The organism is Nocardioides pakistanensis, from assembly GCF_054781215.1.
Genome location: NZ_BAAGUV010000015.1, coordinates 1 through 26,417, shown reverse-complemented (window position 1 = coordinate 26,417; position 26,417 = coordinate 1). Strand labels below are relative to the sequence as shown.

General features: G+C 70.7%; 29 protein-coding genes. 20 read left to right on the top strand and 9 right to left on the bottom strand.

Going from position 1 to position 26,417, the window contains the following annotated elements; genetic code table 11:
• Window positions 1-126 precede the first annotated feature (126 nt).
• The gene (locus ACYVIH_RS07135; RefSeq protein ID WP_460867611.1) at window positions 127-1,443 is read left to right on the top strand and encodes a peptidoglycan DD-metalloendopeptidase family protein; all 1,317 of its coding nucleotides are present in this window, start codon (window positions 127-129) and stop codon (window positions 1,441-1,443) included.
• A gap of 25 nt (window positions 1,444-1,468) precedes the next feature.
• On the opposite strand, the gene ACYVIH_RS07130 is transcribed toward ACYVIH_RS07135, so the two are convergent.
• From ACYVIH_RS07130 to ACYVIH_RS07120, 3 genes are read right to left on the bottom strand one after another with little or no spacing between them, the layout of a single operon-like run.
• Window positions 1,469-3,292 carry a CocE/NonD family hydrolase gene (locus ACYVIH_RS07130; RefSeq protein ID WP_460867609.1) on the bottom strand — a complete coding sequence of 608 codons (1,824 nt, stop codon included), beginning with the start codon at window positions 3,290-3,292 and terminating at the stop codon, window positions 1,469-1,471.
• A gap of 17 nt (window positions 3,293-3,309) precedes the next feature.
• Window positions 3,310-4,215 carry a MaoC family dehydratase gene (locus tag ACYVIH_RS07125; protein WP_460867607.1) on the bottom strand — a complete coding sequence of 302 codons (906 nt, stop codon included), beginning with the start codon at window positions 4,213-4,215 and terminating at the stop codon, window positions 3,310-3,312.
• Between the two features lies 1 nt (window position 4,216).
• Window positions 4,217-5,557 (bottom strand): 3-oxoacyl-ACP reductase, encoded by a 1,341-nt coding sequence (locus tag ACYVIH_RS07120; RefSeq protein ID WP_460867605.1) that lies wholly within the window; start codon window positions 5,555-5,557, stop codon window positions 4,217-4,219.
• Window positions 5,558-5,791: 234 nt separating this feature from the next.
• On the opposite strand from ACYVIH_RS07120, the gene ACYVIH_RS07115 reads away from it, so the two are divergent.
• Window positions 5,792-7,078, top strand: a complete 1,287-nt coding sequence (locus ACYVIH_RS07115) for an acetyl-CoA C-acetyltransferase (protein WP_460867602.1) — start codon at window positions 5,792-5,794, stop codon at window positions 7,076-7,078.
• Window positions 7,079-7,081: 3 nt separating this feature from the next.
• Here the strand turns inward: ACYVIH_RS07115 and ACYVIH_RS07110 are convergent, their stop codons facing one another.
• Together ACYVIH_RS07110 and ACYVIH_RS07105 are read right to left on the bottom strand one after the other, a co-directional pair.
• Window positions 7,082-7,777, bottom strand: coding sequence for a TetR/AcrR family transcriptional regulator (locus ACYVIH_RS07110; RefSeq protein WP_460867600.1), 696 nt, complete (start codon window positions 7,775-7,777; stop codon window positions 7,082-7,084).
• A gap of 45 nt (window positions 7,778-7,822) precedes the next feature.
• Window positions 7,823-8,275: an ATP dependent DNA ligase gene (locus ACYVIH_RS07105; protein ID WP_460867598.1), complete on the bottom strand. Its 453-nt coding sequence runs from the start codon at window positions 8,273-8,275 to the stop codon at window positions 7,823-7,825.
• Between ACYVIH_RS07105 and ACYVIH_RS07100 the strand changes: the two genes are divergently transcribed.
• The 13 genes from ACYVIH_RS07100 (at window position 8,183) to ACYVIH_RS07040 (ending at window position 17,174) form a co-directional block, all read left to right on the top strand.
• Window positions 8,183-9,310 (top strand): recombinase family protein, encoded by a 1,128-nt coding sequence (locus tag ACYVIH_RS07100; RefSeq protein WP_460867596.1) that lies wholly within the window; start codon window positions 8,183-8,185, stop codon window positions 9,308-9,310. The genes ACYVIH_RS07105 and ACYVIH_RS07100 overlap by 93 nt on opposite strands.
• 539 nt (window positions 9,311-9,849) lie before the next feature.
• On the top strand, window positions 9,850-10,221 hold the full coding sequence (locus ACYVIH_RS07095; protein ID WP_460867593.1) for a hypothetical protein: 372 nt from the start codon (window positions 9,850-9,852) through the stop codon (window positions 10,219-10,221).
• Window positions 10,218-10,970 carry a hypothetical protein gene (locus ACYVIH_RS07090; protein WP_460867591.1) on the top strand — a complete coding sequence of 251 codons (753 nt, stop codon included), beginning with the start codon at window positions 10,218-10,220 and terminating at the stop codon, window positions 10,968-10,970. Before ACYVIH_RS07095 ends, ACYVIH_RS07090 begins: the two co-directional genes overlap by 4 nt.
• Before the next feature lie 67 nt (window positions 10,971-11,037).
• Complete coding sequence (locus ACYVIH_RS07085) at window positions 11,038-11,211, top strand: hypothetical protein (protein WP_460867589.1); 174 nt, start codon at window positions 11,038-11,040, stop codon at window positions 11,209-11,211.
• A gap of 193 nt (window positions 11,212-11,404) precedes the next feature.
• A complete protein-coding gene (locus ACYVIH_RS07080) occupies window positions 11,405-11,689 on the top strand; it encodes an HNH endonuclease (RefSeq protein ID WP_460867586.1) in 285 nt (94 codons plus the stop codon).
• Between the two features lie 34 nt (window positions 11,690-11,723).
• Complete coding sequence (locus ACYVIH_RS07075; protein ID WP_460867584.1) at window positions 11,724-12,311, top strand: hypothetical protein; 588 nt, start codon at window positions 11,724-11,726, stop codon at window positions 12,309-12,311.
• Window positions 12,308-12,751 (top strand): hypothetical protein, encoded by a 444-nt coding sequence (locus tag ACYVIH_RS07070; RefSeq protein WP_460867582.1) that lies wholly within the window; start codon window positions 12,308-12,310, stop codon window positions 12,749-12,751. Before ACYVIH_RS07075 ends, ACYVIH_RS07070 begins: the two co-directional genes overlap by 4 nt.
• Complete coding sequence (locus ACYVIH_RS07065) at window positions 12,748-13,008, top strand: hypothetical protein (protein WP_460867580.1); 261 nt, start codon at window positions 12,748-12,750, stop codon at window positions 13,006-13,008. Before ACYVIH_RS07070 ends, ACYVIH_RS07065 begins: the two co-directional genes overlap by 4 nt.
• A 489-nt stretch (window positions 13,009-13,497) precedes the next feature.
• On the top strand, window positions 13,498-14,031 hold the full coding sequence (locus ACYVIH_RS07060) for a GNAT family N-acetyltransferase (RefSeq protein WP_460867578.1): 534 nt from the start codon (window positions 13,498-13,500) through the stop codon (window positions 14,029-14,031).
• A gap of 70 nt (window positions 14,032-14,101) precedes the next feature.
• Window positions 14,102-14,920 (top strand): hypothetical protein, encoded by an 819-nt coding sequence (locus ACYVIH_RS07055; RefSeq protein ID WP_460867576.1) that lies wholly within the window; start codon window positions 14,102-14,104, stop codon window positions 14,918-14,920.
• Window positions 14,913-15,440: a PIN domain-containing protein gene (locus ACYVIH_RS07050; protein WP_460867575.1), complete on the top strand. Its 528-nt coding sequence runs from the start codon at window positions 14,913-14,915 to the stop codon at window positions 15,438-15,440. Before ACYVIH_RS07055 ends, ACYVIH_RS07050 begins: the two co-directional genes overlap by 8 nt.
• Before the next feature lie 47 nt (window positions 15,441-15,487).
• Entirely contained in the window at window positions 15,488-16,240 is a 753-nt protein-coding gene (locus ACYVIH_RS07045) for an AbiV family abortive infection protein (RefSeq protein ID WP_460867572.1), read from the top strand.
• Between the two features lie 10 nt (window positions 16,241-16,250).
• Window positions 16,251-17,174: a restriction endonuclease gene (locus ACYVIH_RS07040; protein ID WP_460867570.1), complete on the top strand. Its 924-nt coding sequence runs from the start codon at window positions 16,251-16,253 to the stop codon at window positions 17,172-17,174.
• Here ACYVIH_RS07040 and ACYVIH_RS07035 read toward each other — a convergent pair.
• Together ACYVIH_RS07035 and ACYVIH_RS07030 are read right to left on the bottom strand one after the other, a co-directional pair.
• Window positions 17,171-17,578: a hypothetical protein gene (locus ACYVIH_RS07035; protein WP_460867568.1), complete on the bottom strand. Its 408-nt coding sequence runs from the start codon at window positions 17,576-17,578 to the stop codon at window positions 17,171-17,173. The genes ACYVIH_RS07040 and ACYVIH_RS07035 overlap by 4 nt on opposite strands.
• 9 nt (window positions 17,579-17,587) lie before the next feature.
• Window positions 17,588-19,186: an ATP-dependent DNA ligase gene (locus ACYVIH_RS07030; RefSeq protein ID WP_460867566.1), complete on the bottom strand. Its 1,599-nt coding sequence runs from the start codon at window positions 19,184-19,186 to the stop codon at window positions 17,588-17,590.
• Between the two features lie 49 nt (window positions 19,187-19,235).
• On the opposite strand from ACYVIH_RS07030, the gene ACYVIH_RS07025 reads away from it, so the two are divergent.
• From ACYVIH_RS07025 to ACYVIH_RS07015, 3 genes are all read left to right on the top strand, one after another.
• The gene (locus ACYVIH_RS07025) at window positions 19,236-20,195 is read left to right on the top strand and encodes a DNA-3-methyladenine glycosylase family protein (protein ID WP_460867564.1); all 960 of its coding nucleotides are present in this window, start codon (window positions 19,236-19,238) and stop codon (window positions 20,193-20,195) included.
• 80 nt (window positions 20,196-20,275) lie between these two features.
• Window positions 20,276-21,244 (top strand): SCP2 sterol-binding domain-containing protein, encoded by a 969-nt coding sequence (locus ACYVIH_RS07020; protein ID WP_460867562.1) that lies wholly within the window; start codon window positions 20,276-20,278, stop codon window positions 21,242-21,244.
• Between the two features lie 44 nt (window positions 21,245-21,288).
• Window positions 21,289-21,426: a hypothetical protein gene (locus tag ACYVIH_RS07015; RefSeq protein ID WP_460867560.1), complete on the top strand. Its 138-nt coding sequence runs from the start codon at window positions 21,289-21,291 to the stop codon at window positions 21,424-21,426.
• A gap of 6 nt (window positions 21,427-21,432) precedes the next feature.
• Here the strand turns inward: ACYVIH_RS07015 and ACYVIH_RS07010 are convergent, their stop codons facing one another.
• Together ACYVIH_RS07010 and ACYVIH_RS07005 are read right to left on the bottom strand one after the other, a co-directional pair.
• On the bottom strand, window positions 21,433-22,587 hold the full coding sequence (locus ACYVIH_RS07010; protein ID WP_460867673.1) for a phospholipase D-like domain-containing protein: 1,155 nt from the start codon (window positions 22,585-22,587) through the stop codon (window positions 21,433-21,435).
• A 163-nt stretch (window positions 22,588-22,750) separates the two neighbouring features.
• Window positions 22,751-23,584, bottom strand: a complete 834-nt coding sequence (locus tag ACYVIH_RS07005) for an META domain-containing protein (RefSeq protein WP_460867558.1) — start codon at window positions 23,582-23,584, stop codon at window positions 22,751-22,753.
• Window positions 23,585-23,721: 137 nt separating this feature from the next.
• Here ACYVIH_RS07005 and uvrB point away from each other — a divergent pair, with 137 nt between their 5' ends.
• The gene (gene uvrB, locus ACYVIH_RS07000) at window positions 23,722-25,836 is read left to right on the top strand and encodes an excinuclease ABC subunit UvrB (RefSeq protein WP_460867556.1); all 2,115 of its coding nucleotides are present in this window, start codon (window positions 23,722-23,724) and stop codon (window positions 25,834-25,836) included.
• Window positions 25,836-26,282, top strand: coding sequence for a VOC family protein (locus ACYVIH_RS06995; protein ID WP_460867554.1), 447 nt, complete (start codon window positions 25,836-25,838; stop codon window positions 26,280-26,282). Before uvrB ends, ACYVIH_RS06995 begins: the two co-directional genes overlap by 1 nt.
• Window positions 26,283-26,417 lie beyond the last annotated feature (135 nt).

Genomic DNA, 26,417 nt, shown 5'->3' with positions numbered 1-26,417 from the left:
GACAGACACGCCGTGCCCTCGTTACGGTTGAGCGTTCCTGAGACACCGTTCCAGTGCTGGGGCCGCTGAGGTCCAGTGTGACATCTGGGACGTGGTCTCGTCGCTGAGCCCGAGAGGACCCACGGCATGCCGCTGCGCCGGCCCGTCACGCTCACCGCGGCGCTCGCCGTGCTGCTCGGCGCGCTCGCCGTGCCGGCCGGTGCGTCGGCCGACGACGCGACCATCCCGGAGCCCACCGGCGCGACCGACGGCACGACCGGCGGGACTCCGACCGACGAGGTGCCCGAGGTCGTCAGTCCGTTCGCCGGCCATCAGCTGCCGTTCGGTTGCGGTGAGGGCTGGACCGGCACCACGCGCCGCAAGCACAGCCCGAGCCGGTGGTCGATCGACTTCAACCGGGACCGCGACCTGGGCCGCCTCGTGGTCGCGTCCGCGGCCGGCGTGGTGTCCCGAGTCCAGGACACCGGCAACCGCTCCTACGGCAAGTGGGTGCAGGTCACCCACGCCGGCGGGTACTCGACGGTGTACGCGCACCTGTCGGCGCAGTGGGTGGCGCCGGGCCAGTTCGTCGACCAGGGGACACCGATCGGCCGGGTCGGCGCGACCGGCGGCGTGAGCGGCCCGCACCTGCACTACGAACAGCGACTGGGCAACGACGTGATGGAACCCTGGTTCGCGCAGCTGCCGTTCACGTTCGGTGGGTCGGCGGGCTCGCAGAACTGCCCGGACGTGCCGCTGGCCGGGGACTGGAACGGCGACCGGGCGGCCGAGGTGGCCGTCTTCCGGCGTCAGCCGGGCGCGGGGACCTTCGAGCTGTACACCGGCGCGGGCGAACCCGCCGCTGTGCGGCTCGGCCGGTCGGTCGACCTTCCGGTGACCGGGGACTGGGACGGCGACGGGGTCACCGACGTCGGGGTCCGCCGTCAGCTGACCCGGGTGTTCTTCCTGCGCACCGCCGACGGCGCCGTGACCCGCAAGCGCTTCGGGATCGTCAAGGACGTCCCCGTGGCGGGGGACTGGGACGGCGACGGCAAGGCCGAGGTCGGCGTCTGGCGTCCGGCGGCCGCGCGGTTCCGGCTGCTCCAGGCGGACGGCACCCAGCGCGTGGTCCGGCTCGGCAGTCCCTCCTCGCAGCCGCTGACCGGGGACTGGAACGGCGACGGGACCACCGACGTCGGCGTCTTCGACAGCAGCACCGCCACGTTCACGCTCCGTGCGGTCTCCTCCGACGGCCGGGTCGCGCTGACCAGCGTCCTGCTCGGAGCGAGCACCGACCTGCCGGTGACCGGTGACTGGAACGGCGACGGGATCACCGACGTGGGCACCTGGACGCCGAGCACCGCCACCTACACCTTGCGGGTCACCCCGCCGCTGACCAACGCCCGGCAGCCCGCCGGCTCCGCCGCCGAGCTGCGCACGCTCACCTTCGGCACGCCTCGCTAGTCGCAGCCCCCGCGATCGGTCCGGTTCACCTGCGGACCGGGAGGACCAGGCGGCTCAGGTGCTCGGGCGAGTGGTGCACGGTGATCACGCCGGCCGCCTGGTCGAGCAGCTGAGGTGCGGTGGGCAGCAGGTGCGGGGTGTCGAAGGCCTGCACGGTGATCCGCAGCCGGTGCCCCTTCTTCAGCATCGCCGCCGTCGGGAACACCTCGACATCGACCGCCATCACCTCGCCCGGCTCGACCGGCAGCTCGGCGGCCTTGGTGAACGGGTGCCACGGGGCGATCACCTCGCCGTCGAGGCGTCGCGACCGGCTGCGGTCGAGCTTGCGGTGGCTGAGCACCTGCCAGCCGCCGGTGAGTCGGTCGACGCTGCCATCGGGGGCGACGTCCTCGACGTGCACCGACAGCATCCCGTTGCGCGCGGTGGTCGAGACGAACAGCCGTGCGTTCAGCGGCCCGGCCACGCGCAACGGCTCGGTCAGCGGGGCGGTCTCGTAGGAGGTCCCGGTCGTGTCGTTGAGCCGGTTGTCGGTCTCGCATGGGGTGCCGGACACGATTCCGGCGGTCCACTGCGAGGCGCTCCGGGTGCACAGCCCCGCGACCGGCACCGGGAGGACCGGGTCGCCGCCGGCGCTGCGCGGTGTGCGGCGTACCAGCCTGCCGGGCGTTCCCGGGGTCGCCGTGCCGTCGAGGTGGAGCACGCGCGCGGTCGTGCCGGGGGCGATCCACCGGGAGGCCGTCCGCCAGCGGCCGGACCCGATCTCGTAGTAGGTGACCGGCTTGATGTCGCGGTCCAGGGTCCGGTCGGCCCGGCCGCGCAGGTAGCGGTCGAACCAGCGGACGGCGAGGGCGGCCAGGGAGTGCAGGTCGGGGGCGATGTCCGGCGCCGCGGCCGCCTGGAGGTGCGTCCACGGTCCGGTCAGCAGCCGGGCCGGCACGCCGTTGCGCTGAAGTCGCTCGAAGAGCATCGGGGCGCCGCGCTGGAAGAGGTCGTAGTGGCCGGCGGTGACGAACGTCGGCACCCGCACCTTGTCGACCACCGACAGCGGCGAGCGCTTGCGGTAGAACGGCCCGTCGTAGGCCATGTGCCCGCCCGCGGTGGCGCTCACGAGCGTGGGCAGCTGGAAGGACAGGGCGCCGCCGGCGTGCTGGAGCAAGGTGACCAGCCCGCGGTCGGGCTCGACGGCGGTGTACGCCGGGGGCACGACGCCCGTCGCGGTGACCAGGCCGAGCCACAGCGGGATGAACCCGGCGTCGACCTGGCCGCCGGAGGCCACGACGTCGCGGTACACGTCGCCGGCCGGGACGATCGGGAACATCGCCTTGAGCCCCGGCGGCTGCTGCGCCGCGGTGAAGAACTGGTTGATCGCGGCGTACGAGATGCCCCACAGGCCCACGTCGCCGTTGCTCCACGGGCGCTTGCGGGAGTGCGCCCAGCGGACGAGCTCGAAGGAGTCGCGCTGCTCGCGGTCGTCGAAGGAGGCCCAGGTGCCACCGGAGGAGCCGGTGCCGCGCACGTCGGCCTCGACCTGCACGTAGCCGCGCTGCACGAGGTAGTCGTTGCGGAACGCGCCGGTGGACTTGTTGTACGGCGTCTGGGTCAGGATCACCGGGAACCGGCCCCGCACCGGCGTACCGTCCTCGCGGGCCGGCCGGTAGACGTTCACGCTGAGCACGACCCCGTCGGACATCTCGACCGGCACGTCCTCGGTGACGTGCACCGCGGGGAACTGCGCCGGCCGGGGCTTCCACGTCGCCCGCGGTGCAGCCGTCGTGGGGGAAGAGAGCCCCGCGAGCGCGGTGCCTGTCGCCATGAGCAGGAGGAGGATCAGGGCGAGGGTACGACGCACGCGGGGCTCCCGAGGGTCTAGAGGGCGGAGGTCCTCCCGACCAGGTGAGGGGCTCCGTTCTTCGGACTGGTCAACGAGAATGCCCAGTCCTGGTTACGGTTTCCGGCCTCCCGGGGCAGCGCGCGCGACCCGAAAGCGACAGTGCTCGGCAGCAGGATCGGCTTCTTGAACGCTACGTCGACCCGCACCGCGTCAGGCAGTCGCGGCTCCAGCATCGCCACGCACCGGGCCTTGCTCCACATGCCGTGGGCGATCTGCCGGGGGAAGCCGAACGCCTTCGCGGTGACCCCGTAGAGGTGGATCGGGTTGTGGTCGCCGGAGACCGCGGCGTACCGGCGGCCGAGGTCCCCCGGCAACCGCCACTCGATTCCGGACGAGGGCACCGTCTCCAGCTGCAGGCCGGTGTCCTTCGCGCCCTCGTCGGACCGGCCGCGACGCAGGAACGTCGAGGTCTCCTCCCACACGGGCTCGCCCGCGGAGTGCACCTGCGTGACGATGTCGAAAACCTGGCCCTTGGGGTGGGCCCGCAGCGCCTGCGGCCGGGCGGTCACCTGCAGCCTCTCCGAGGCGGCGATCGGCCGGTGCTGGGTGATGGAGTTCTCCAGGTGCACCGTGCCGATCGCGGCGAAGGGGAACGCCGAGTCGGTCATGATCGCCATGTGCAGGCCGAAGGCGAGCATGTGCGGGTAGGTCAGCGGCACGGTCTCCTTGAGCCCGAAGCCACAGACCTCGGCGTACGCCGCGACGTGCTCGCGGTCGATCGGTACGTCGTACCGGGTCAACGTCAGCTCGGGGAGGGCCGACCCCGTCTTGCGCACGCCGGGCAGTGACGAGACGCCCGGGATCGCCGGCAGGGCGGCCTTGAGCATCATCGGCAGCGCTGCCGGCTCGCCGGTGACCTCCCGTGTGGTCGGCTCGGTCATCTCAGGCCCCGAGCATCATCTGGCCGCACACGCGGACCACGTTGCCGTTGACCGCGGTGGAGGCGGGGTTGGCGTACCAGGCGATCGCCTCGGCCACGTCGACCGGCTCGCCGCCCTGGGACATCGCGTTGAGCATGCTGCCCACCTCGCGGGTCATGAACGGCACGGCGGCGGTCATCTTCGTGTGGATGAAGCCCGGCGCGACGGCGTTGATCGTGATCCCGTCCTCGAGCTCACCGGCGAGCGACTGGACCAGGCCGATCACGCCGGCCTTGGAGGCGGCGTAGTTGGTCTGCCCGACGTTGCCCGCGATGCCGGCGATCGAGGAGACCCCGACGATCCGGCCGTTGGGCCGGACCAGGCCCTGGTCGAGGAGCTCGCGGGTGATCCGCTCCGGGGCGGTGAGGTTGACCGCGATCGCCGAGGACCAGCCGTCCTCCTTCATGTTGGCCAGCTTCTTGTCGCGGGTGATGCCGGCGTTGTGCACGACGATGTCGACGCCGCCGTGCTTGTCGGCGACGTGCTTGGCGATCCGCTGCGGGGCGTCCTTGGCGGTGATGTCCAGCATCAGGTGGTCCCCGTCGAGGTCCTTCATCACGGCCTGGAGCTCGTTGGCGGCCTGGGGTACGTCGATCCCGACGACCGTGGCGCCGTCACGGTGCAGCACTCGGGCGATCTCCTCGCCGATGCCGCGGCTGGCGCCGGTGACGAGGGCGACCTTGCCGACCAGCGGCCTGGTCCAGTCCTCGACCTGCTCCGCGGCGGCGGTGGCGCCGGTGGCACCGATCCGGATCACCTGGCCGGAGACGTAGGCCGACTTGGGGGACAGCAGAAACGCCAGCGTCGACTCCACCGCAGCGTCGGCCGCGGGGGCGACGTAGACCAGCTGCACGGTGCCGCCTCGGCCGATCTCCTTGCCGAGGGAGCGGGTGAAGCCCTCGAGCGCGCGCTGGGCGACCCGCTCCTCGGCGCTGTTCGTCATCTCCGGGGGAGTGCCGAGCACCACCACCCGGGGGTTGGTCTCCAGGCTGCGCATCAGCGGTGTGAAGAACCGCTGGAGCTCCACGAGCCCGGCGGAGGTCGTGATCCCCGTGGCGTCGAAGACCAGCCCCTTGTAGCGCTGGTCGGCCGGCGCCTCGGTGACCGCCGCGACGCCGAGGTCGTCGAGCAGGTCGACCACGGTCTTGGCCAGGCGGCCCTCGCCGCCGACGGCGACGGTGCCCTGGACCAGCGGGGCACCTTCGGTGTAGCGCTCGAGTTTGACCGGGTTGGGCAGGCCGAGGTTCTTGGCGAGAAGCTGCCCGACGGGCGTGCTGATCAGGGACTGGTAGCGCGTGCTCATGCGGCGGGTCTCCTCCGGTTGGGGGCACCGGGGGCGCGTCCGGTGCGAAGGGTCTGCAGGCTCATGTAACTATGGGTGTAACTCAGAGTCCACTTTTCGTGATGTGGCACTCACTACGTTCCCTACAGCACCCGCGTTGGGGCAAGGTTCTGCGGGTAGGCACTTTCCGTGGCCAGCCGGCCCGCCCCGACCCTCCAGCGGGGACGACAACAGGCACCGATCAGGAGCGACGACATGCCGAACAACCAGTCCGTGCGCAGGGTGGCCGTCATCGGCGGCAACCGGATTCCCTTCGCCCGGTCCAACACCGTCTACTCGAACGCGTCCAACCAGGACATGCTCACCGCCGCCATCGACGGGCTGGTCAGCCGGTTCGGCCTCGAGGGCGAGCGGCTCGGCGAGGTCGTGGCCGGTGCGGTGCTCAAGCACTCCCGTGACTTCAACCTGACCCGGGAGTCGGTGCTGGGATCCAAGCTCGACCCGCACACCCCGGCGTACGACATCCAGCAGGCCTGTGACACCGGGATCCAGGCGACGATCGCGGTGGCGAACAAGATCGCCCTCGGCCAGATCGAGGTCGGCATCGCCGGCGGCACCGACACCACCTCCGACGCCCCGATCGCGGTCAACGAGCGGCTGCGCAAGATCCTGCTCGAGGCCAACCGGGCCAAGACCATGCAGGGGCGTCTCGCCGCGCTGGCCAAGATCCGCCCCGGCCACCTGGCCCCGGCGATCCCGGCGAACAAGGAGCCCCGCACCGGGCTGTCGATGGGCGACTCGGCCGCGCTCACCGCGCTGGAGTGGGGGATCGGCCGCGAGGAGCAGGACGAGCTCGCCGTGGCGTCGCACAAGAACCTCGCCGCGGCGTACGACCGGGGCTTCCTCGACGACCTGGTGACGCCGTTCAACGGGCTCGAGCGCGACCAGAACCTGCGCGCCGACTCGTCGGTGGAGAAGCTGGCCAAGCTCAAGCCGGTGTTCGGCAAGGGTGAGGCCGCCACGATGACCGCCGCGAACTCGACGCCGCTGACCGACGGCGCCTCCGCTGTGTTGCTGGCCTCGGAGGAGTACGCCGAGGCCAAGGGCCTGCCGGTGCTCGCCTACTTCACCTTCGCCGAGACCGCGGCCGTCGACTACGTGCACGGTGGCGAGGGCCTGCTGATGGCGCCGGCCTACGCGATGCCGCGGATGCTGGAGCGGGCCGGGCTGACCCTGCAGGACTTCGACTTCTACGAGATCCACGAGGCGTTCGCCTCGCAGGTGCTCGCGACGCTGAAGGCCTGGGAGGACCCGATCTTCTGCAAGGAGCGGCTGGGTCTCGACGCCCCGCTCGGCTCGATCGACCGCGACAAGCTCAACGTGGTCGGGTCGTCGCTGGCCGCGGGTCACCCGTTCGCCGCGACCGGCGGCCGGATCGTGGCCACGCTCGCCAAGCTGCTGAACGAGAAGGGCTCGGGCCGCGGCGTGATCTCGATCTGCGCGGCCGGCGGCCAGGGCGTGACCGCGATCTTGGAGAAGTAGCCCTCAGGAGCCGGTGGCCATCGCCAGCGCGGTGGCCACCATGTGCTCCCTGACCTGGTCGGGGGAGAGCGGCGCGACGGTGGGTACGCCGGGCGCCGCCTCCTTCACCAGCATCCCGACCCGGGCCAGCTGCATGCCGCCCAGACCCGTGGCGTAGAGGGTGTTGGCCATCAGGTGCACGTCCTGGTCACGGAAGGTCCCCTCCGCGATGCCGTCCTCGAGCACCGCGGTGACGTGTGCCAGGCAGGTCGCGATCTCCTTGCCGAGCCGGTAGACAGCCCCCTCGCTGACCTCCTCCAGCAGCTCGGGGCCGGGGCGCCGCATCAGCGTCTGTGCGCAGTCGACGAACGCGGGGAACTCGATCCCGAAGTCCATGAACGCCTCGGTGATCCGGCGCAGCCGGGTGCGCGCGTCCGCCGCCGGGTCGTCGGCCTCGGACAGCCGGGCGTCGAGCTCGTCGAGGTAGCCGACCAGGGTGAGCGCGAAGAGCTCCTCCTTGCCGGAGAAGTGCCGGTAGATGATCGCGCGGTTGATCCCGACCGCCCGGGCGATGTCCTCGATCTGGGCGTCACGCACGCCGCGCTCGTCGAAGAGCGCACGGGTGGCGTCGAGGATCTCCTTCTCCCGCGCCCGCCGGCGCACCGCGGCCGCCGAGCGACGGCCGTCGGTCTTGTCACGGGGCACGGACTCGGTCGTCATGGCGCCCATGCTACGCCGCGGTGTGACGCCCAGTGGCACAGGCGGTTACACCGGCTCGTCACGGACGTGGAGCGCCCGGACGGTGTCGATCGTGTCCGCCTCGTCGGCGGTCTTGTCGTCGCGGTAGCGCAGCACGCGCGCGAAGCGCAGCGCCATCCCGCCCGGGTAGCGCGTGGACGTCTGGATCCCGTCGAAGGCGATCTCCACCGCCTGCTCGGGGCGCACGTGCACGACGTACGACGTCCGCGAGGTCTCCAGCTCCAGGAACCGCTCGGTCTGCCACTCGAGCATCTCGTCGGTCATCCCCTTGAACGTCTTGCGGAGTCCGCAATGACTGAGCCGGTGAGCACCACCGGCCCCGCTGGCGGATTCCTCCTCAGGACGACGACACAAGGGGAGTGACCAATGACCGACCGCGCCTACGCCCGGATCTCGCTCGACACGAAGGCGAGCGGGTCGATCACGAAGCAACGGTCCGCCCTCACGAAGGCGGCACACGACGAGCCCGTCTTCTACGTGGACGAGAGCGTCTCCGGCTCGAAGGTGCCATTCGCCGAGCGCCCGGCCGGAGGACGGCTCCTCGCCGACCTCGAACGGGGCGACCGCGTCCTCGTGACGAAGATCGACCGCGCCGCTCGCAACGTGCGCGATCTCCTCGGCCTCGTCGAGCGGATCGAAGCGGCCGGGGCCTCGATCGTCTTCACGGAGCAGAACATCGACACGGCCGGGCCGATGGGCCGACTCCTCCTGACGCTCCTCGGGGCGATCGCCGAGTTCGAGGCCGCGCTGATCGCCGAGCGCCGCCGCGAGTCGCTCGCGTCCTTCCGGGACGAGGGGCGGCACGCCGTCGGCCGCGCCCCGTTCGGGCTCCGTTCGGTCCCGAACCCGAAGGGTCGCGGGCTGGTCCTCCGGCCGGACCCGGACGAGGCCCCGCTCCTCCGCGAGGCCGTCGAGGACATTCTCGCGGGCGGCTCTCAGCGGGCATGGTCGGCGGAGTGCGGCATGGGACACCCGGCCTTCGGTCGGCTCCTCCGGAACGAGCGCCTCGCCGGGATCATCGGCCGCGACGAGGACGGGACGCCGCGCCTCGACCCTGAGCAAGCCGTCTTCTCGCGGCTGACGCCGCCACGCCCCCGGACGGACGGCTACGGCCCGGCCCTCGCGTGCGCGATCTGTGGCGACCGGCTCTACCTGAACATCGCCCGGCGCTCCGGTCCGACCGGCCGCGACTACTCCGGCTACCGATGCCGGGCCGTCCGGCACGCGCCCGGCGAGCCCTCCGTCTCCGTGATGCGCGTAAACGCGGACGCCCTCGTCGAGCGAGAGTTCCTCGCGCTCTTCGGAGCACCTCGCGGTCGTCGAGGAGATCACGACGGACTCCTCGGCCGTCCGGGACGAAGCGATCGCCCGCGCCCGGCTGACCCTCGACGCGATCCGGGCCGCGCAGGACGAGGCCGAGGACGAGGACGAGGAGGAGCGGCTCTTCGACGCCCCCTCGGCGTACTGAGGGGTGTAGCGGGTGCAGAGGTGTAGGTGTCTTCTAGTTCTCTCTCAAGAGTTCCTCTCTTGAACAAGTAACTAGGAACGACTGCAACTTCTACACCTGCTACACCCCTGCCCCTTCGGCGCTTCGTCCGGGAGTCCGCCCGTCGCAGACGTCCCGAGACGCCTCCGGACGGACCCGGCATCCGCCACGGTCGAGGCGGATTACTTCTACAGACGAAGCGGGAGTCCGGCCTCCTGCGGGTCTGTCGGTTGAGGACGCCCCCCCTCGCGATCCGCGTCGTACCTGAACGGATACGACGTGCCCGAGGTGGGGCTCTTTCGTCGCGCAACAAGCGCAAGTCACACATTCACGCCCACCCGGAAGGAAGCCCGCACGTGGCCCTCTACACCCTGCAATGCGAGTCCTGTCGCGAGTCCTTCGAGGCATCCCGGCCCCACGCTGAGACGTGCTCCGGCCGCTGTAGGGCCCGTTTGTCCCGCGAGCGCCGAGAGGCCCGCCACGCCGCCGCGATCGAGAGGGCTGCCGCGACGCTCGCGAGCCTTCGCGTCCTGAAGGAGGCCCGCCCATGACCGCCCCGAACCTCGCCGAGGCCCTCGTCGCACTCATGCACGAGACCCGGCTCGCCGAGCAACACCTCGCCGACCGGCAGGCCAGCGCCGGAGGCGAGGCCCTCTCGGCGCTCTTCGCCGCGCCCGAGCCCGAGGCCCAGGTCGAGCCCGTCGCGCCCGCGTGCGGCTCCTCGGAGCCCGTTCCGGCGTCCTCCGGCGCGGCCGACGAGTGGGCCGAGACCGACGCCCGGATCGAGGCCGCTCGCAAGGCCGAGACGCCCGCTCCCGCCCCGACGCCTGACCCGGCCCCGGCCGCGTCCAGCGAGCCCGGCACCGACGCCGCGCTCCTCGCGATGCTCAACACACCGACAGGAGAGACCCCCGCATGACCGTCGCTACCCCCGAGACCCGCCTCCGCCCCGTGACCGCCGCTCTCGGCGTCCTCCGCGAGTACGGCGGCACGCCGCCCGAGGCGCTCCGCGATGCTCACGCCGTGATCCGTGAGGCCCGGCAGATCGCCGCCGAGGCCCTGCCCGCTCCGGCGCTCGTGTACGCCCGTGAGGTGATCGCCGCCGAGGACAGGCCGAAGGCCCTGACGGCTGCCGCGAAGCGCCGTGCCGCCGACCGCGACCGCGCCGAGATCGCCTCGGCGCTCTTCGAGGCCGCAGTCGAGCGCGCCGTCTCCGCGTTCGCCGAGCATGCCGACGAGATCGCCGACGCGATCCTCGCCTCGGACGTGCTGGCTCGTGCGTTCGCCGACGTCGAGCGCGCCGTCGCCGACGTGCCCGCGTCCGCTCTGGCCGAGCCCCGCTCGGACGACCTCGACCTCCTCGCGAGCGTGGCCGTCCTCCGGCGCGCCGTCGTCCCGTTCGAGCGAGTCCTCGTCAGCCTGACGGCCTCCGGCCTCGTCGCCGAGCACGACCTCCCCGGCGCGTCCGGGCTCCTGTTCGCCGACCCGGCCGAGGCCGACCCGGAGGCCGTGCGCCGTGCGCTGAAGGGGCTCCGGCCCGGCGTCCCGGACGTCTCGGTTACACGGTCTCGGCGACCGTGGCACCGCACGCCGCGCCGTTCGCGCCGTCCGGCGTGCCCGCCGCGATCCTCGCCGGGACGCCCGGCGTCGTGTTCCGGCAGGCCGTGACCCTCGACGAGTTCGAGGCCCGCGCCCGTCGCGTGCTCTCGGCGTCGGCCCTCGTGGGGGTGCTCTCGTGACGTACGCACGCGACGAGTCCGGCCGTCTGCTCGACGTGCCGGAAGACGCAAGCCCCGAGGAGATCGCCGAGGCCGTGGCCCGGCGTGACGCCGAGGACGCACGCAACCGAGCGGACCTCGCTCGCCTCGGCATCCGCAACGGCATCGGTCCCGGCTGGTCGGAGGTCTGACGGCCGCTCGCCGTCGTGGTCGCTCGGCCTCGTCGCCGCTCCACCCGAGCCCGACGAGGTCGAGCACCTCGGCAAGGGGTGGGGGGATGCCCCTCGGGGGGCCGGTCTCCCGCCCTCTCGGCATTGCCGATTTACACACACGGCTTCCCCGATCCACAGGAGGCAGGTAGCCCCGAAGCCCGAAGGAGGCCCCGTGGCTACCTCTCGCACGGGCACGACGGCCTACCTGAAGGCCCGTGCCCGCCTCCTCCGGCGTGCCCGTCGTGACCGGCTCCCGTGCCACCTGTGCGGGCTCCCGATCGACTACTCGCTCCGGTCGCCTGACCCCGGCTCGTTCGAGGCCGATCACGTCACGCCGCACTCGCTCGGAGGTGCCGACGTCCTCGCGAACCTCCGCCCGGCTCACAGGTCGTGCAACCGCGACCGCTCGAACCGACCCGACCCTCGGCCCCGTCTCCCGACGACGCGCCGATGGTGACCCGCCTACACCTCAACCGAAGGAGTAACGCCCCATGAATGCCCGCCCGAACGGCCCCGCCGTCGTCCTCGACCCGCCTCCGGCGTACCTCGCCGCGCTGCCTGACTTCGTCTTCCACGACGGCAACGGCGCGGCCGAGAGCATCCTCGACGGCCTCCGTCGTCGCGGGATCTACGCCCGGCCGACCTTCGCCGAGGTCGAGGCAGAGCGCGCCCGTCGAGGTCTCCGCTCCGGCGTCGTGATCTCCGCGAGCCGCCCGGCTCGGATCGTGCTCCCGATGGGACCGTGGCGCACGGCCCGGCAGGAGCCCGGAGAGGTCTCCGAGAGCGCGCGGCAGAACCGCGAGAGGGTCGAGGCCGACCTGGGCGGAGTCTCGACGACGCAGGCCCGCCGCGCCCGAGAGGACTCCCGCCTCGACCGCTCGACCCGCCGCGTCCTCGCCGCGCTCGCTGGCGGTCGCTGGCAGGAGCGGGCGACGCTGATCTCGCACGGCGTGAACGCGGCCGACCGGAGCGCCATTCACAAGGCCCTCGTCCGCCTCGTCGCCGAGGGTCGAGTCGAGGAGCGCCAAGCCAACGGCGACGCGCACGGCGAGTTCCGTCTCGTCGAGGTCGCGGCATGACGCACCGCGACCGCTCGCCCTACTCCGTCCTCCCTCCGGCAGTGCCCGAGTCGCGGCGGCTCTACCGCGTGCCCGGTCGAGAGATCCGCGAGGCCGTCGCCGAGTTCGGCCCGTCGGCGATCGAGGTCACGCTTCGCGATCTCCTCGGCCCCGTTGTGGCGGGCCGAGCCTCGACGCCTGAGGAGGTCCGGCTCCTCCGCGAGTGGCTCGACGTCGAGGTCTCCGACGGCGTCGCCTACTGGACGGCGCGCCTCGCCGGGCAGGATGCCCCGGACGCGCCCGAGGACGACGCCGAGGAGCCCGAGGAGCCCGTCGAGGCCGCTCTCCTGACCTGCACCTCGTGCGGCTCGCTGTTCGGCCGTCCCGCCGCCTCTCGTGGCCGCCCTCGGACGCGCTGCTACTCGTGCTCGCCGCCTCGGTCCGGCAGGCTGGACGCGTGACAGACGAACACGACGACGACAGCGAAGCCCGGCTCGACGAGGCAATGCGCATCCTTGACGCCCTGCCGCCCGAGATCGTGAAGCAAGCGATCCTCGACATGGGCGGGACGGAGATCGCGCTCGACGTGCTGAAGGAGATCGCGACGACCTCCGACGACGTCGAGGCTCGCGAAGAGGCTCGGCGCTACATCAAGGAGAACGGCCTCGGCGTGTTGCTCCTCTCGGAGGACGACGAGCCGGACGCCGGTCAATCCTGAGCAACACGGAGCCCCCGTCCTCTCCGGCATCACGCCGAGGAGGAGCGGGGGCTTCGTTGCGTTTACACGGCGTCGCCCTACGCCGCCATTGCCGCGAGCGACCTCCGGAGCCGGTCCTCGGCGATCGCGCCGACGACGGTGTGGCGAAGACGTCCGCGTCTCCGAGGTCTCCGAGGTCGGTCTCGACCTGATCGGCGATCACCTCGACGACATCGAACACGAGGCGATCGACCTCGTTCGCGAAGGCGATCGGGTCCACGTTCTCGGCGCGGTCGGAGCGGTGCAGGAGTTCGGCGGCGAGTGCCTGAAGAGTCGTCATGCCGGAGGACGCTAGGCGGCTTCCAGACGTTCCGAAACCCATGCGTAAGACGCGTCGAGGCCGTCTTACGTGGCGACGCGGTCTGACCTCGGTGGACGCCGGACGGCCCTCCCAGAATCTTTCGTGTCTAGCGCACCTCGTGTGAGCCGCGCACCCTCTATCGTCGCCGCGTGACGATCACTCTTGCCGAGTCCGAAGCCGACCGCCGCGACGCTCTCGAACTCTTCCTCGACACGTTCGCCGACATCGCAGAGAACGCCGTCCCGATGCCCGAGCACGATCGCCTCTTTGCACCTCTGATCGCTCAGGTACGGGACAAGGACGGCGCTCTTCTCGGCGCGGCGCTGACCTGCCGCCCTCAGATCGCCGCAGGCATGGCGCTCATGCCCGGTTACGACCTCGGCAAGGCCGACCGTGTGAGCGAACTCGACCTCATGGCCGTACACCCCGACCGCCGAGGGGAAGGCATCGGCCGTCAGATGCTCGACTTCCTAGAACCGCTCCTAGCGGCACGCGGGGTCCGCTCATGGTTCGGTAACGCGACGCACGACCTCGACCTCGCCCGCCTCCGCAACTTCTACGCCAACGCCGGTTTTCAAGTGCTTGCGGAGGGACAGCCGTTGCCGCCGTTTGCCGGGCAGGACTGGACTCCGCCGTTCGCGGAGGCCCCTGCGTTCTACTTCTGGAAGCGCGTTCGCGCTTGACCGGCTCCCGTCCGTCGTCGCCCTCCTGAATCGGTGCGAACCGTCGGTACGGAGCGGTAGCGTTCGAGGCATGGCAGGGGTGACCGCGCTCGAAGTGCGCATGATGCAGGGCGAGACGCGCCCGGCGCTCGCGCACTTCACGAGCACGCTCGGCCAGTTGTCGAGCGCGCTCCGGGAGATCGACCGTGCCGCCGTCGTCGAGCGCGTCGAACGGCCCAAGTGGGTAGTAGACGACCTCAGCCACGAAGGCATGTTCTACACCGTGCGATTGACCGCTAGGCCGAGCCGTCGGCGCGATCCGGAGTCGCTCCTCCGGCCGGTCGCGGCCCTCGTGGACGGAGCGCGGGACCTTCAGTCCGAGCCTGAGTTGCCGCCCTTCTACAGCGAGGCGACCGTGACGCGCCTCCTCAAGGTCGCCGAGCCGAAGGACGGCATCCGCGAGGTCTCGCTTGCGACCGTCAATGGCACCGTCGGCGACCGGGTAGGGCTGAACGACGCCCTGATCGAGCACGCACGCTCGGCGGTACGCGAGGCCGAGGTCTCGATCGGCTCGATCACAGGAACGCTCGACGTCATCAGCACTCGTGCGAAGCACGGGGTACGCGTGAGCGTCTTTGATCCTGTGAACCGTCGCGCCGTGACGGGAACGGCGTCGGGCTCGATGAGCGACAACCTTCGGAACTTCTGGGGGCACCGGGTGACCGTGCGAGGGCGCATCACGAGGAACGCACGCGGGCAGGCGATCCGCATCGCGATCTCCGATCTCGAACTCCTGCCGGACGACGACAGCGGACGGCCCTCGACGACCGCTCTGCTCGGCGCTGACCCGGAGTGGACCGGGGGCCTGAGCGTGGACGAGTTCATGAACCGAGCGCGGCGTCGTGCCTAGCGGCAAGGCGGTTCAGCCGCTCGTCTACGTGGACTCGTGCGTTTACCTCGACCTCGTGACGAAGAACAAGGATGCGCACGCCGACACGGGCGAGGAAAGGTGGACCTCGGCGAGGGCCGTCTTCGACGCGGTCAACGAGAACGACATTCGACTCGCGTCGTCCTCGCTCGTCGAGGCCGAGGTGTGCTGCAACGGCGAAGCCCGGAAGGACAAGCAGCGGATTCGGGATCTCCTCGCGGGCTGGTTCACTGCCCGGTCGACCGAGTGGGTCGAGATCGACCGTTACCTTGCCCGCGAGGCCGTGCGGCTCACGAACGTGTGGCAGGGCAAGGGCGAAGGTGCGAAGCGTCTCAGCGCCGCAGACGCGCTACACCTCGCCGCCGCGCTCCGCCTCGGCGCTGACTACTTCATGACTCACGACGGCGGCTTCCCTATGGGGCAACGCGTTGACGGGATGCTCGTCACGCGCCCGGACGTCGTCTGGCAAGAGTCGCTCCTGAAGCACGCATCGGGGGAGTAGTGGCAAAGGGCCACGACAAGACCCCTAGACGCCTGACGCCCGCGCAGATGGCCGAGTTGTCGCTGAAGGCGCTCGCCAATGCTCGCGCTCTCTTCGACGACGCGACTGCGCTCTACGAAAGAGGGCGGATCGCGAGCGCGTTCACTCTCGTTGGACTCGCGGCCGACGAACTGGGAAAGCACGTGCTCGTCACGTCGTTCTACGGCGGGCGGGACGAATCGGACGACGAGTGGCGCAAGTTTTGGAAACGCTTCCGGCACCATGAATCCAAGTTGGGGGACGCCCTCTGGGGAGCATGGGCGGGTGACCTCCTCAGCGAGGACCCACCGCCGAACGTCAAGGCCTTCCACGAGCGCCGCTTGTCGGCGACCTACGTCGACATTGCAGACGACGGGACGGTCCAGACTCCTGCCGACTCGATCACCGCTGCGGACGTCGAAGCCGCGTTGGGCCTCGTGAGCGGCGAAGTCAAGTTCTGCGAGGAAGCACTTCGAGGTGCGACACCGGAGACGCTCGGGCGTCACATGGAATCGATGCGGACGTCGGGCATCGCCGATGAGTTCCGCAGGCTTTTGACTGACGCCGGGCCGACGGCATCGATGGGCTTCGTCATTGGCATGCGAGCCGGACTGCCGCCCGACGAGGCACTCGCGTTCGCCCGCTTCGCCGAGGAGAACATCAAGCCGCCGCAAGATACCCGCCCTACGCCCGCCTGCGACGCAGACGAGAGTTCGCGTGATGCCGATCGGTCGTCCGGCACGGGCTTCTCAATCGGCGAGGCCGACGCCTATCGCTCGTAGGATCGCGTACGTGAAGCGACTGAGCACGGAGGCGTATCAAGCGCTCCGCGATGCCTTGGCCGTGATGACGTGGTTCAAGAAGCCGTTCCAGTCGTTTCTCCGCACGGCGCTCCGGGACCACCCGGAACTCCTCGCAGGGCTCGACTTCGACGGCCACACGAAGCGCGAGGTCGCCGACGATCTCGTCTCACGGCTGATCGCCGACGAGGCCCGCTTCCAAGACGTCACGATTCGCCTGATGTTGGAGGTCGCCGCCCTCGACCGCTTCCCCGATATCGAGCGGCTCGAAGAGCCCGACCGATCGCTCCGCCTCGGCGAGGCGAAGGACGCCGTTGCACACATGCGGGCGATGACGGAACGCTTCGCAGATCGGATCGCCGAACAGGAGCGCCTCGAAGCCGAACGCGCCTCGCACAAGGCGCAGGCAGTAGCCCTCCGGCAGTTCGAGGACGACCTCGCCGATCTAAAGGCGCGCTTCCTCGAACTCAGCGCGGCGACCGATGCCCGGCAGCGGGGCTACGACTTCGAGAAGTTCCTCGCCGACCTCTTCAAGACCTTCGACATGGAGCCGCGCCTCGGCTACTCGACCGACCTCGAACAGATCGACGGCTCGCTTACCTTCGACACCGACGACTACATCGTCGAGGCGAAGTGGATCTCGGCGACCGTGAGCCGCGAGACCGCCGACGCGTTCGCCGCGAAGGTGCGCCGGAAGGGGAAGAACGCTCTCGGCCTGATCATCGCCGTGAACGGCTTCTCAGGCCCCGCCCTCCGTGCCTACGAGGAAAAGACGCCGTTCCTCGCGATCGACGGCGGAGACCTGTTCCTTGTGCTCGACAGTCGAGTCCGGCTCGATGATCTCCTGAAGGCGAAACGTCGGCACGCGAACGAGACCGGCTCCTGTCACCTTCCGGCGTCCGCCGTCGTGAACTAGGCCTTCTCGGCAGAGCGACGGGCGACCATTTCTTCGAGCCTCTCCCGATATGGCCTCGCAAGCGCGACCCACTGATCGAGCGGCCGATCGCTCAGCGCCTCGGCGGCTTCCTCCGGCGTGCGGTCGCGAATGTCGATCTCGTAGTCGGCTCCGTCTTGCCGCCACGTCACGTAGGCCCACTTCCGGCGCTCAGACTTCGTGACGCCGATCCAGAACTCGTTGTCGGGCTTCGGCGCACGCCCGATCGAGGGGTAGTCACCCGAGTGCGCCCACTCCCGCCATGCGTGCGAGAAGGAGAACTCGATATCGAGTTTCCACGAGGACACCCGATCAACCCCGAGCGCGACAAGCCCGAGCCCGAGCCCCTCGACAACCTCCGCAACCTGATCCTGTTTGCTCGACATGCCACGACCCTATGAGGCTGGGGGAGCGAGGAAGGCACGAACCGCGTCGATCGTGTCTGCCTCTTCGGGGCTCTTGTCTTCTCGATAGCGCACGACGCGGGCGAATCGCAGGGCCACACCGCCCGGATAGCGCGTGGAGCGCTGGACTCCGTCGAAGGCGATCTCGACGACCTGCTCCGGCCGGACGTAGACGACGTGCCCCGAGCGGCGTGTCTCCAACTCCAAGAAGCGCCGGGTCTGCCATTCGAGCATCGCGTCGCTGAGCCCCTTGAACGTCTTACCGACCATGATCCAGCCGGGCTCGTATCCGTTCTGTGAGTCCGGTACCTTCAAGGTCTTGCCGAGCATCACGAAGCCGCCCTCCCCATCGCGGGCGCCGAGATGGATGTTGGACAGCTTCCCCGCGCGCCGGCCGCTGCCCCACTCGACGGCGAGCACGACGAGGTCGAGGGTGTGCCGAGGCTTGGCCTTCACCCACGACGCCCCGCGCCGGCCCGCCTCGTAGGGGGTGTCGAGGCCCTTCACGACCACGCCCTCGTGCCCGGCCGCGACCAGCTCCGCGAAGAACCCCGCGGCCTCGTCGGCGTCGTCGGTGACCCGGCGCGGCACGACGAGCTCGGCCGGGAGCGTCGCTTCCAGGGCCGCGAACCGCTCCTGTGCCGGCCGGTCGAGCAGGTCGGTGCCGTCGACGTGGAGCACGTCGAAGAAGTACGACGTCAGCGGCACCGCCTTTCGGAGCGTCGCCGGATCGGTGCGCGACGCCGTCCGGGCGGCGGTCTCCTGGAACGGCCGCGGCCGCCCCGAGGCCTCCAACGCGATCGCCTCACCGTCGAGGACGAGGGCCCGCGCCGGCAGCGCGGCCACGGACTCAACGACCTCGGGCAGCCGGTCGGTGATCTCCTCCAGCGTCCGGGTGTAGACCGACACGGCCCCGTCGAGCTTGTGCACCTGCACCCGGATCCCGTCGAGCTTGCAGTCGACCGCGACCTGCTCGCCGGTGCCGAGCTTCTCCAGCGCCGCGGGCAGGTCCGGCGCACTCGAGGCGAGCATGGGCCGCACCGGCCGGCCCACCTCGAGGCCGAACTCGGCCAGGGCCGGCTCGCCGCCGGCCATCGCCGCGGCAGCGACCGGCAGGGTGCTCCCGGCCAGCATCGCCGCACGTCGCACGGCGGTGGCCGGCACCTGCGCCGCGACAGCGATCGCCTCGAGCATCACCCCGTCCAGCGCCCCCTGCCGCAGCTCGCCGGTCGCCAGTCGCCGCAGGTAGTCCTGCTCCTCGGCGGTCGCCCGACCGAACAGCTCCGCGACCAGGTCGGTGCGGGCCTGCCGGGAGCCGCTACCGGACACGGCGCCGATCTGCTCGAACAGCTCGTGCACCTCGGCCACCGTCAGCGTGCTCTCGAGCGCGGGCGGTGGCAGCTCGGTGAGGCTGCGCCAGCCCAGCCCGGTGCGCCGCTGCCGGAGCACTCCGGACAGGTACGCCGTCGCGGTCTCGACCTCCTCGGGCGCCGCCTGCTCCAGCGTGGCGGCCAGCGCCTCGATCTTCGCCTTGCGGGAGCGCGTAGCGGCGAGCGCGCGGGAGGTGGCGACGAGGTCGGCGAGCTGCATGGACCCAGTGTGCCGGTGCCTGTCGGCGGTGCGGGTTAGCCTTGCCGCGATGTCGACCACCCCCACCCCGACGGCCGAGCGGCTCTGGCGTCCTGCCTGGCCGTGCCCGGTCGAGGTCGTGCTGAGGCCAGGCCGCCGCGGCGCGGGTGACCCCACCTTCCGCACCGACCCCGACGGCACCATCTGGCGCGGGCTGCGGACCCCCGAGGGCGTGGTGACGCTCCGCGTCCGCAGGCCGTACGACGGACAGGTGCACGCCGCGGCGTGGGGCCCCGGCTCCGACTGGGTGCTCGAGCAGCTGCCCGCCATGCTGGGCGCCGACGACGACCCGAGCGGCTTCGAGCCCCGCCACCCGGTCATCGTCGAGGCGCACCGCCGCCACCCGCACTGGCGGGTCGCTCGCAGCGGCCTGGTGATGGAGTCTCTGGTGCCGGCGATCATCGAGCAGAAGGTCACCGGCCAGGAGGCATTCGCAGGCTTCCGGATGCTCGTGCGTAGGTTCGGAGAGCGGGCTCCGGGGCCGGGCGCGGACCGGGACCTGTGGGTGCAGCCGTCGCCGGAGCAGCTGCGCGCGATCCCGTCCTGGGAGTGGCTGCGGATGCACATCGACCCGGCCCGCTCGCGCGCCCTGGTCCGCGCCGCGCAGGTCGCGCCGGCCCTCGAGCGCACCGTCGGCCTGGAGCCGGCGGAGGTGGAGCGACGGCTGTGCTCGCTGCCGGGCATCGGGGTCTGGACGGCGGCGGAGGTGCGCTTCCGGGCGCACGGCGATGCCGACGCGGTGAGCTTCGGGGACTACCACATCGCCAAGCACGTTGGCTGGGCGCTCACCGGAGAGGCGGCGGACGACGACGGCATGGCGGAGCTGCTCGAGCCCTACCGGCCGCACCGGCACCGGGTGCAGCGGCTGGTCGAGCTCGCCGGTCTCGGTCGGCCGCGCCGGGGGCCCCGGATGGCGCCGCGCCGGCACCTGCCTGCGTCCGTGGAGCGGGGCCGGCGCTACGCCGGGTGAGACGTTTCACGTTGCCTGGTTGACGATGCGGGCCGCGCCAGGGAGAGTCATGCCACTGTCCGCCGCACCCGGGAGCTGCCGTGACCGACCTCGTCTCGATGCTCGACGGCATGTCCGCGCGGGAGCTCGACGCGTTCTTCCACCAGACCGACGCCGAGACCGTCGTGGCGCTGGCCCACGGCACCCCCGACGCCGACCTCGAGCGGCTGCTGGCCGACGAGACGGTCCGGACCGCCGCGATCGGCAGCGTGCTCGCCCGGCTCGACGAGTACGCCGTGCCCGAGCGCCTCGAGAAGGTCGACGGCCGGGTCGGATTCCGGCTCCTCCTCCCGCGGCGCGGCGAGGAGACCTACCTGCTGCTGTTCCAGGACGGTCAGGTGGCCGTCGTACCTCCTGCGGAGGTCGGCCGGCACGCGGCGGACGTGACCATCGGCTGCGGGGCGGTCGACTTCGTCCGGATGGTGACCGGCGGGGCGAACGCCGCGCTGCTCCACCTGGCGGACCGGCTGTCGATCGACGGCGACGAGCTCCTGGCGCTCGACGTCGGTGGCGTGTTCCGGGTCCCGGGCACCGACGGGGTGGCGGTGGACCCCACCGCGCTCGACCCGGTCGACGTCGCGGTCGCGATCGCGAAGGTCAGGGATGCTCACCTGCACGCCGTGATGGCCGGCGGCCTGCGCGAGATCGTGCTCGGCGAGGTCTTCCGCCGGCTGCCCGACTTCGTCGACAGCGCCAAGGCGCGTCGGCACGAGATCGCGGTGGGCTTCCGGATCGGCGGGCGGCCCGACGGCGAGGTCGACCGCTACGTGGTCCGGCTGGCCGGGGGAGAGGCGGTCGTGGAGCGGATCGACGGCGAGGGCGGTCGCGGTGACCGGGACGCCACCCTGTCCCTCGACGGGGCGCAGTTCCTCAAGCTGGTCACCGGACACCTCAACCCGGTCACCGGCGTCATGCGCGGGCAGCTCAAGGTGCGCGGCGACGTGAAGGCGGCGCTGACGTTCAGCGGGCTGATGAACATTCCGAGTGCCACCGCTCGCGCGCAGGCGTAGTGTGCGAAGCAGGAAGCCATCCCGGCTTCGCATTGGGAGCGACCATGCACGAGAAGTCACGCCCCGGCCATTCGGCGAAGAAGACCGGCAAGTCCATCAAGGAGAAGCGGGCGGCCAAGCACGCCAAGGAAGCCGCCAAGTCAGCCCACGTCGAGATCATCCCGCACGACAAGAAGCACTGAGCCGGATCAGAGGAACGGGCGCAGCGGGGCGAGCACCAGCTCGGTGAACTTGCGGTGCAGGCCGCGTCGGTCCCACTCCTCGGCGGTCAGCTCGACGGCGTTGCTCAGGTCGGTGGCGAAGATCTGCTCCATCTGCGCCGCCATCTCGGGGTCGATGAACTCGACGTTGATCTCGTAGTTGCCGGTCATGCTCAGCCGGTCGATGTTGGCGGTGCCGACCGTGGACCACCGGCCGTCGATCGTGGACGTCTTCGCGTGCACCATCGCGCCCTGGAAGCGGAAGATCCGCACGCCCGCGTCGAGCAGCTCCCCGTAGTAGCCGCGTGAGAGCCAGTCGGCCACGACGTGGTTCGACGTCGCCGGAAGCAGCAGCCGGACGTCCACGCCGCGCCGTGCCGCTGCCTTCAGCGCCTCGACGAAGTCGGAGTCGGGGATGAAGTAGGCGTGGGTCATGTAGATGTGGTCCTGGGCGCGGTTGATCGCCTCCAGGTACATCGCCCGGATCGGGAACATCCACAGCCGCGGCACGTTGCGGTGCATCCGGATCCGCGGCTCCCAGTCCGGGGAGGCCTCGAGCAGCAGCGGACCCCCGTTGCCGGCACCGCGGTGCAAGTTCCAGAAGTCGGCGAAAGCTCTTTGCAGGTCGAAGACCCCGGGACCGGTGATCCGCACGTGGGTGTCGCGCCATTCGGTGGCGTAGGCGCTGCCGACGTTGTAGCCACCGACGAAGCCGACGCGGTCGTCGACGACGAGGATCTTGCGGTGGTCGCGGCCGTAGCGGCGGATGTCGAAGAACCGCCACCCGGCGCTGTAGACGGGGTACTCCAGCACGCGCAGCCGCGGCCCGAACTTCTTGAAGCGGGGCGGCACCACGAGGTTGGCGAACCCGTCGTAGATCGCGTACACCTCCACCCCGCGCGCCGCCGCCTCGGTGAGCGCCTGCTTGAACTGCTCGCCGACCTCGTCGCCCTTCCAGATGTAGGACTCGAACAGGATCCGGTGCCGGGCCGACGCGATCGCGTCGAGCATGTCGTCGAAGAGGTCCTGGCCGTAGGTGTAGGTGCGCACGCTCCCGTCGCCGATCACCACCTCACCGGGCGGGTCGGTGGGGAACGGGGCGGGCTTCTTGCCGCGGCGGCGGTACGAGTCGACTACCGTCATCACGACCGCGACCACGAACGGGACGCCGAAGAAGGCCAGCAGGGCGCGCTTGACGAAGGTGCTCACCGTGTCGAGCGCCAGGAGGTCCGGCATGCGGCGCGGGGGACGGCGAGGGCTCACGGGGCAAATCTAGTCACTCGGGCAACTCGAATCCCGACAACGCTCACTGCGCTCGATACTCGAGCCCCCTGCCGTCGGCTGCGGTGATCCGGAGGCGGTCCCCGTCGACGGCCACCTCGAAGCTGCCGGAGAGTACGCCGGCCACCTGCGCGTGCTGGGCGAGGGCAAGCTCGCTGCATGCTCCGTCGGCCACCTGGACTCGTCGCTCGGTCACGGTGACCGAGCTTCCGGACAGGCGGTAGCCGCCGCGTAGGTCGCCACACCCGCTCGACGCTCGCCAGGTCCCGTCGTTTGACAGCACGAGCAGCCCGCCCGGCTCCGTGCTCGACACGGACTCGCCGTCGACGAGCGACTCCAGTCGCCAGGTCGTCCCGGTCAGTCGGGCGTCGGCGACCGGCGGGTCGAGGGAGAAGGTCAGCGTCGCGTCGCTGCCGGTCAGGGTGAGCGTGTCCGCGGAGCGACGGGCCCGGTCCATGCTCTCGAGCGCGGCCAGGTAGCGCTGCTCGAGCTCCATCACCGCGGGTTCGCACGCCATCTCGGTGCCGCCGAGGCCGGTGACCGCGACCCCGCCCGCCTCGACCGACACGTTTCCGCTGTAGCTGTTGCACGCCGACGTCCCGCTGACCGTGGCGCCGTCCACGATGAGGGTCACCGCCGGCGCACCGTCGAGCGGGAGGTCGCCGGCCGGGTCAGCGCCGGCCTGGAGGTGCCAGCTGCCCGCCAGGTCGACCACCTCGGTCGCCGTACCGGACCCGGAAGGGGCGCCGCCGCTCCCGGTGTCGGTGCCGCAGCCCGCCAGCACGCCCGCGGAAGCGACGGCAACGACGGCACGGCGGAGGGACGTGCGCCCCGGCCGGCTCGGACGGAAGAGGTTCATCGCACCGCTCTGGTTCTTGGGAGGTGGGCACCTGTTTGGACGCTCCGGCCCGCGTCCGGGTTCCCGGTCCGCCGGCCTCGGCGGCAGGAGACTGACGCCGGAGGAAACTGTCGGCGGCACGCCGTAGGCTCGATGACATGAGGCCCGTGACCGATCTCGAGCGCCGTGTCGCGCCGTTCAAAGTCGTCTCCGAGTTCCAGCCCTCGGGTGACCAGCCGACCGCGATCGAGGACATCGAGCAACGCATCAAGGCCGGGGAGAAGGACGTCGTGCTGCTCGGTGCGACCGGCACCGGCAAGACCGCCACGGTCGCGTGGGCGGTCGAGAAGCTCCAGCGACCGACCCTGGTGCTCCAGCCCAACAAGACGCTCGCCGCCCAGTTCGCCAACGAGCTGCGCCAGCTCTTTCCCGACAACGCGGTGGAGTACTTCGTCTCCTACTACGACTACTACCAGCCCGAGGCCTACGTCCCGCAGACCGACACCTACATCGAGAAGGACTCCTCGATCAACGAGGAGGTCGAGCGGCTGCGGCACTCCGCGACGAACTCGCTGCTCACCCGGCGTGACGTGATCGTGGTGTCCACGGTCTCCTGCATCTACGGCCTGGGCACCCCGCAGGAGTACGTCGACCGGATGATCCGGCTCAAGGTCGGCGACGAGCACGACCGCGACTCGATCCTGCGCCAGCTCGTCGGCATCCAGTACTCCCGCAACGACATGTCGTTCACCCGCGGCACGTTCCGCGTGCGCGGGGACACCCTCGAGATCTTCCCGGTCTACGAGGAGCTCGCCGTCCGGGTCGAGTTCTTCGGCGACGAGATCGAGCGGCTGATGACCCTGCACCCGGTCACCGGCGAGGTCGTGACCGAGGACGAGGAGCTCTACATCTTCCCTGCGACGCACTACGTCGCGGGGCCCGAGCGCATGGAGCGCGCGATCGCCGGCATCGAGCACGAGCTCGAGGAGCAGCTGGCGACCTTCGAGAAGCAGGGCAAGCTGCTCGAGGCACAACGGCTCCGGATGCGCACCACCTACGACGTCGAGATGATGCGCCAGGTCGGCTCCTGCTCGGGGATCGAGAACTACTCGATGCACATCGACGGCCGCATGCCCGGCTCGGCGCCGAACTGTCTGCTGGACTACTTCCCCGAGGACTTCCTGCTCGTCGTCGACGAGTCCCACGTGACGGTGCCGCAGGTCGGCGGCATGTACGAAGGCGACATGTCCCGCAAGCGCAACCTGGTCGAGCACGGCTTCCGGCTGCCCAGCGCGATGGACAACCGGCCGCTGAAGTGGGAGGAGTTCCTCGAGCGGATCGGCCAGACCATCTACCTCTCGGCGACCCCTGGCAACTACGAGCTGTCGAAGGTCGGCGGTCTCGACAACGTCGTGGAGCAGATCATCCGCCCCACCGGCCTGGTCGATCCCGAGGTGATCGTCAAGGCGACGAAGGGCCAGATCGACGACCTGATCCACCAGATCAACGAGCGGGTCGCGAAGAACGAGCGCGTTCTGGTCACCACGCTGACCAAGAAGATGTCGGAGGACCTCACCGACTACCTCCTCGAGGCCGGCATCCGCACCCGCTACCTCCACAGCGAGGTCGACACGCTCCGCCGCATCGAGCTGCTGCGCGAGCTGCGGATGGGGGAGTACGACGTCCTGGTCGGCATCAACCTGCTCCGCGAGGGCCTCGACCTGCCCGAGGTGTCCCTGGTGGCGATCCTCGACGCCGACAAGGAAGGGTTCCTGCGCTCGGACAAGTCGCTGATCCAGACCATCGGCCGTGCGGCCCGCAACGTGTCCGGCCAGGTGATCATGTACGCCGACAAGATCACCCCCTCGATGGAGTTCGCCATCGAGGAGACCAACCGCCGCCGCGAGAAGCAGATCGCCTACAACAAGGCCAACGGCGTCGACCCGCAGCCGCTGCGCAAGAAGATCGCCGACATCACCGAGATGCTGGCCCGTGAGGACGAGAGCACCGAGGAGCTGCTGCGCACCTGGCAGAAGGCCGGCGGTGACAAGAAGAAGGCCCCCGTCCCGGGGCTCTCCCGCGAGGCCGGCAAGCACGCCGCCGACCTGGCCGGGCTGCCCTCGCAGGATCTCGCCGACCTCGTCCAGCAGCTCACCGACCAGATGCACGCCGCGGCCGCCGAGCTGCAGTTCGAGGTCGCGGCCCGGCTTCGTGACGAGATCTCGGAGCTGAAGAAGGAGCTGCGCCAGATGGTCGAGGCAGGGGCCCGCTGATGGTCGACGTACGCACGATCCAGGTCACCTTCGACTGCGCCGACCCGGGCGCCCTCTCTGCGTTCTGGCGCGGGCTCCTCGGCTACGTCGAGGAGCCACCGCCGGCCGGCCACGACTCGTGGGACGCCGCCTTGGAGGCGTTCGGTGTTCCCCGTGAGCTGTGGAACTCCCGGTCGGCCTGCCGTGACCCCCGCGGAGCCGGCCCGCGGCTGTTCTTCCAGCAGGTGCCCGAGCCGAAGACCGCCAAGAACCGGGTCCACATCGACGTGCGGGTGGATCCGGAGCTGCGGGGCGAGCGGCGGATGGCCGCGCTCGAGCAGGAGGCGGAGCGGCTCGTGGCGCTCGGGGCCACGCGGGTCAAGCGGTTCGACCCGGACTCGAGCCCGGGCGAGATCGGGTTCATCGTGATGCAGGACCCCGAGGGCAACGAGTTCTGCCTGGACTGACGTCGGCGAGTTCTCGGTCAATGTCCCGGGGAGCGGCAGTTCTCGTCGAAACTGTCGGTGGTCGAACGTATGTCCTGCATCTCTGCTTGAGTGCAGTAGCCTCGGTGGCTGTGGAGAATCAGCGCCCGGTCGGCG

Bases quoted from the DNA above. Each gene is read 5' to 3' on its own strand.
- ACYVIH_RS07005 (WP_460867558.1), bottom strand. From the start codon at position 23,584: ATGAACCTCTTCCGTCCGAGCCGGCCGGGGCGCACGTCCCTCCGCCGT.
- ACYVIH_RS07010 (WP_460867673.1), bottom strand. From the start codon at position 22,587: ATGACGGTAGTCGACTCGTACCGCCGCCGCGGCAAGAAGCCCGCCCCG.
- ACYVIH_RS07095 (WP_460867593.1), top strand. From the start codon at position 9,850: ATGACCGCCCCGAACCTCGCCGAGGCCCTCGTCGCACTCATGCACGAG.
- ACYVIH_RS07070 (WP_460867582.1), top strand. From the start codon at position 12,308: ATGACGCACCGCGACCGCTCGCCCTACTCCGTCCTCCCTCCGGCAGTG.
- ACYVIH_RS07090 (WP_460867591.1), top strand. From the start codon at position 10,218: ATGACCGTCGCTACCCCCGAGACCCGCCTCCGCCCCGTGACCGCCGCT.
- ACYVIH_RS06995 (WP_460867554.1), top strand. From the start codon at position 25,836: ATGGTCGACGTACGCACGATCCAGGTCACCTTCGACTGCGCCGACCCG.
- ACYVIH_RS07030 (WP_460867566.1), bottom strand. From the start codon at position 19,186: ATGCAGCTCGCCGACCTCGTCGCCACCTCCCGCGCGCTCGCCGCTACG.
- ACYVIH_RS07110 (WP_460867600.1), bottom strand. From the start codon at position 7,777: ATGACGACCGAGTCCGTGCCCCGTGACAAGACCGACGGCCGTCGCTCG.
- ACYVIH_RS07100 (WP_460867596.1), top strand. From the start codon at position 8,183: ATGACCGACCGCGCCTACGCCCGGATCTCGCTCGACACGAAGGCGAGC.
- ACYVIH_RS07015 (WP_460867560.1), top strand. From the start codon at position 21,289: ATGCACGAGAAGTCACGCCCCGGCCATTCGGCGAAGAAGACCGGCAAG.
- ACYVIH_RS07075 (WP_460867584.1), top strand. From the start codon at position 11,724: ATGAATGCCCGCCCGAACGGCCCCGCCGTCGTCCTCGACCCGCCTCCG.
- ACYVIH_RS07025 (WP_460867564.1), top strand. From the start codon at position 19,236: ATGTCGACCACCCCCACCCCGACGGCCGAGCGGCTCTGGCGTCCTGCC.
- ACYVIH_RS07125 (WP_460867607.1), bottom strand. From the start codon at position 4,215: ATGACCGAGCCGACCACACGGGAGGTCACCGGCGAGCCGGCAGCGCTG.
- uvrB (WP_460867556.1), top strand. From the start codon at position 23,722: ATGAGGCCCGTGACCGATCTCGAGCGCCGTGTCGCGCCGTTCAAAGTC.
- ACYVIH_RS07115 (WP_460867602.1), top strand. From the start codon at position 5,792: ATGCCGAACAACCAGTCCGTGCGCAGGGTGGCCGTCATCGGCGGCAAC.
- ACYVIH_RS07045 (WP_460867572.1), top strand. From the start codon at position 15,488: ATGGCCGAGTTGTCGCTGAAGGCGCTCGCCAATGCTCGCGCTCTCTTC.
- ACYVIH_RS07120 (WP_460867605.1), bottom strand. From the start codon at position 5,557: ATGAGCACGCGCTACCAGTCCCTGATCAGCACGCCCGTCGGGCAGCTT.
- ACYVIH_RS07055 (WP_460867576.1), top strand. From the start codon at position 14,102: ATGGCAGGGGTGACCGCGCTCGAAGTGCGCATGATGCAGGGCGAGACG.
- ACYVIH_RS07035 (WP_460867568.1), bottom strand. From the start codon at position 17,578: ATGTCGAGCAAACAGGATCAGGTTGCGGAGGTTGTCGAGGGGCTCGGG.
- ACYVIH_RS07135 (WP_460867611.1), top strand. From the start codon at position 127: ATGCCGCTGCGCCGGCCCGTCACGCTCACCGCGGCGCTCGCCGTGCTG.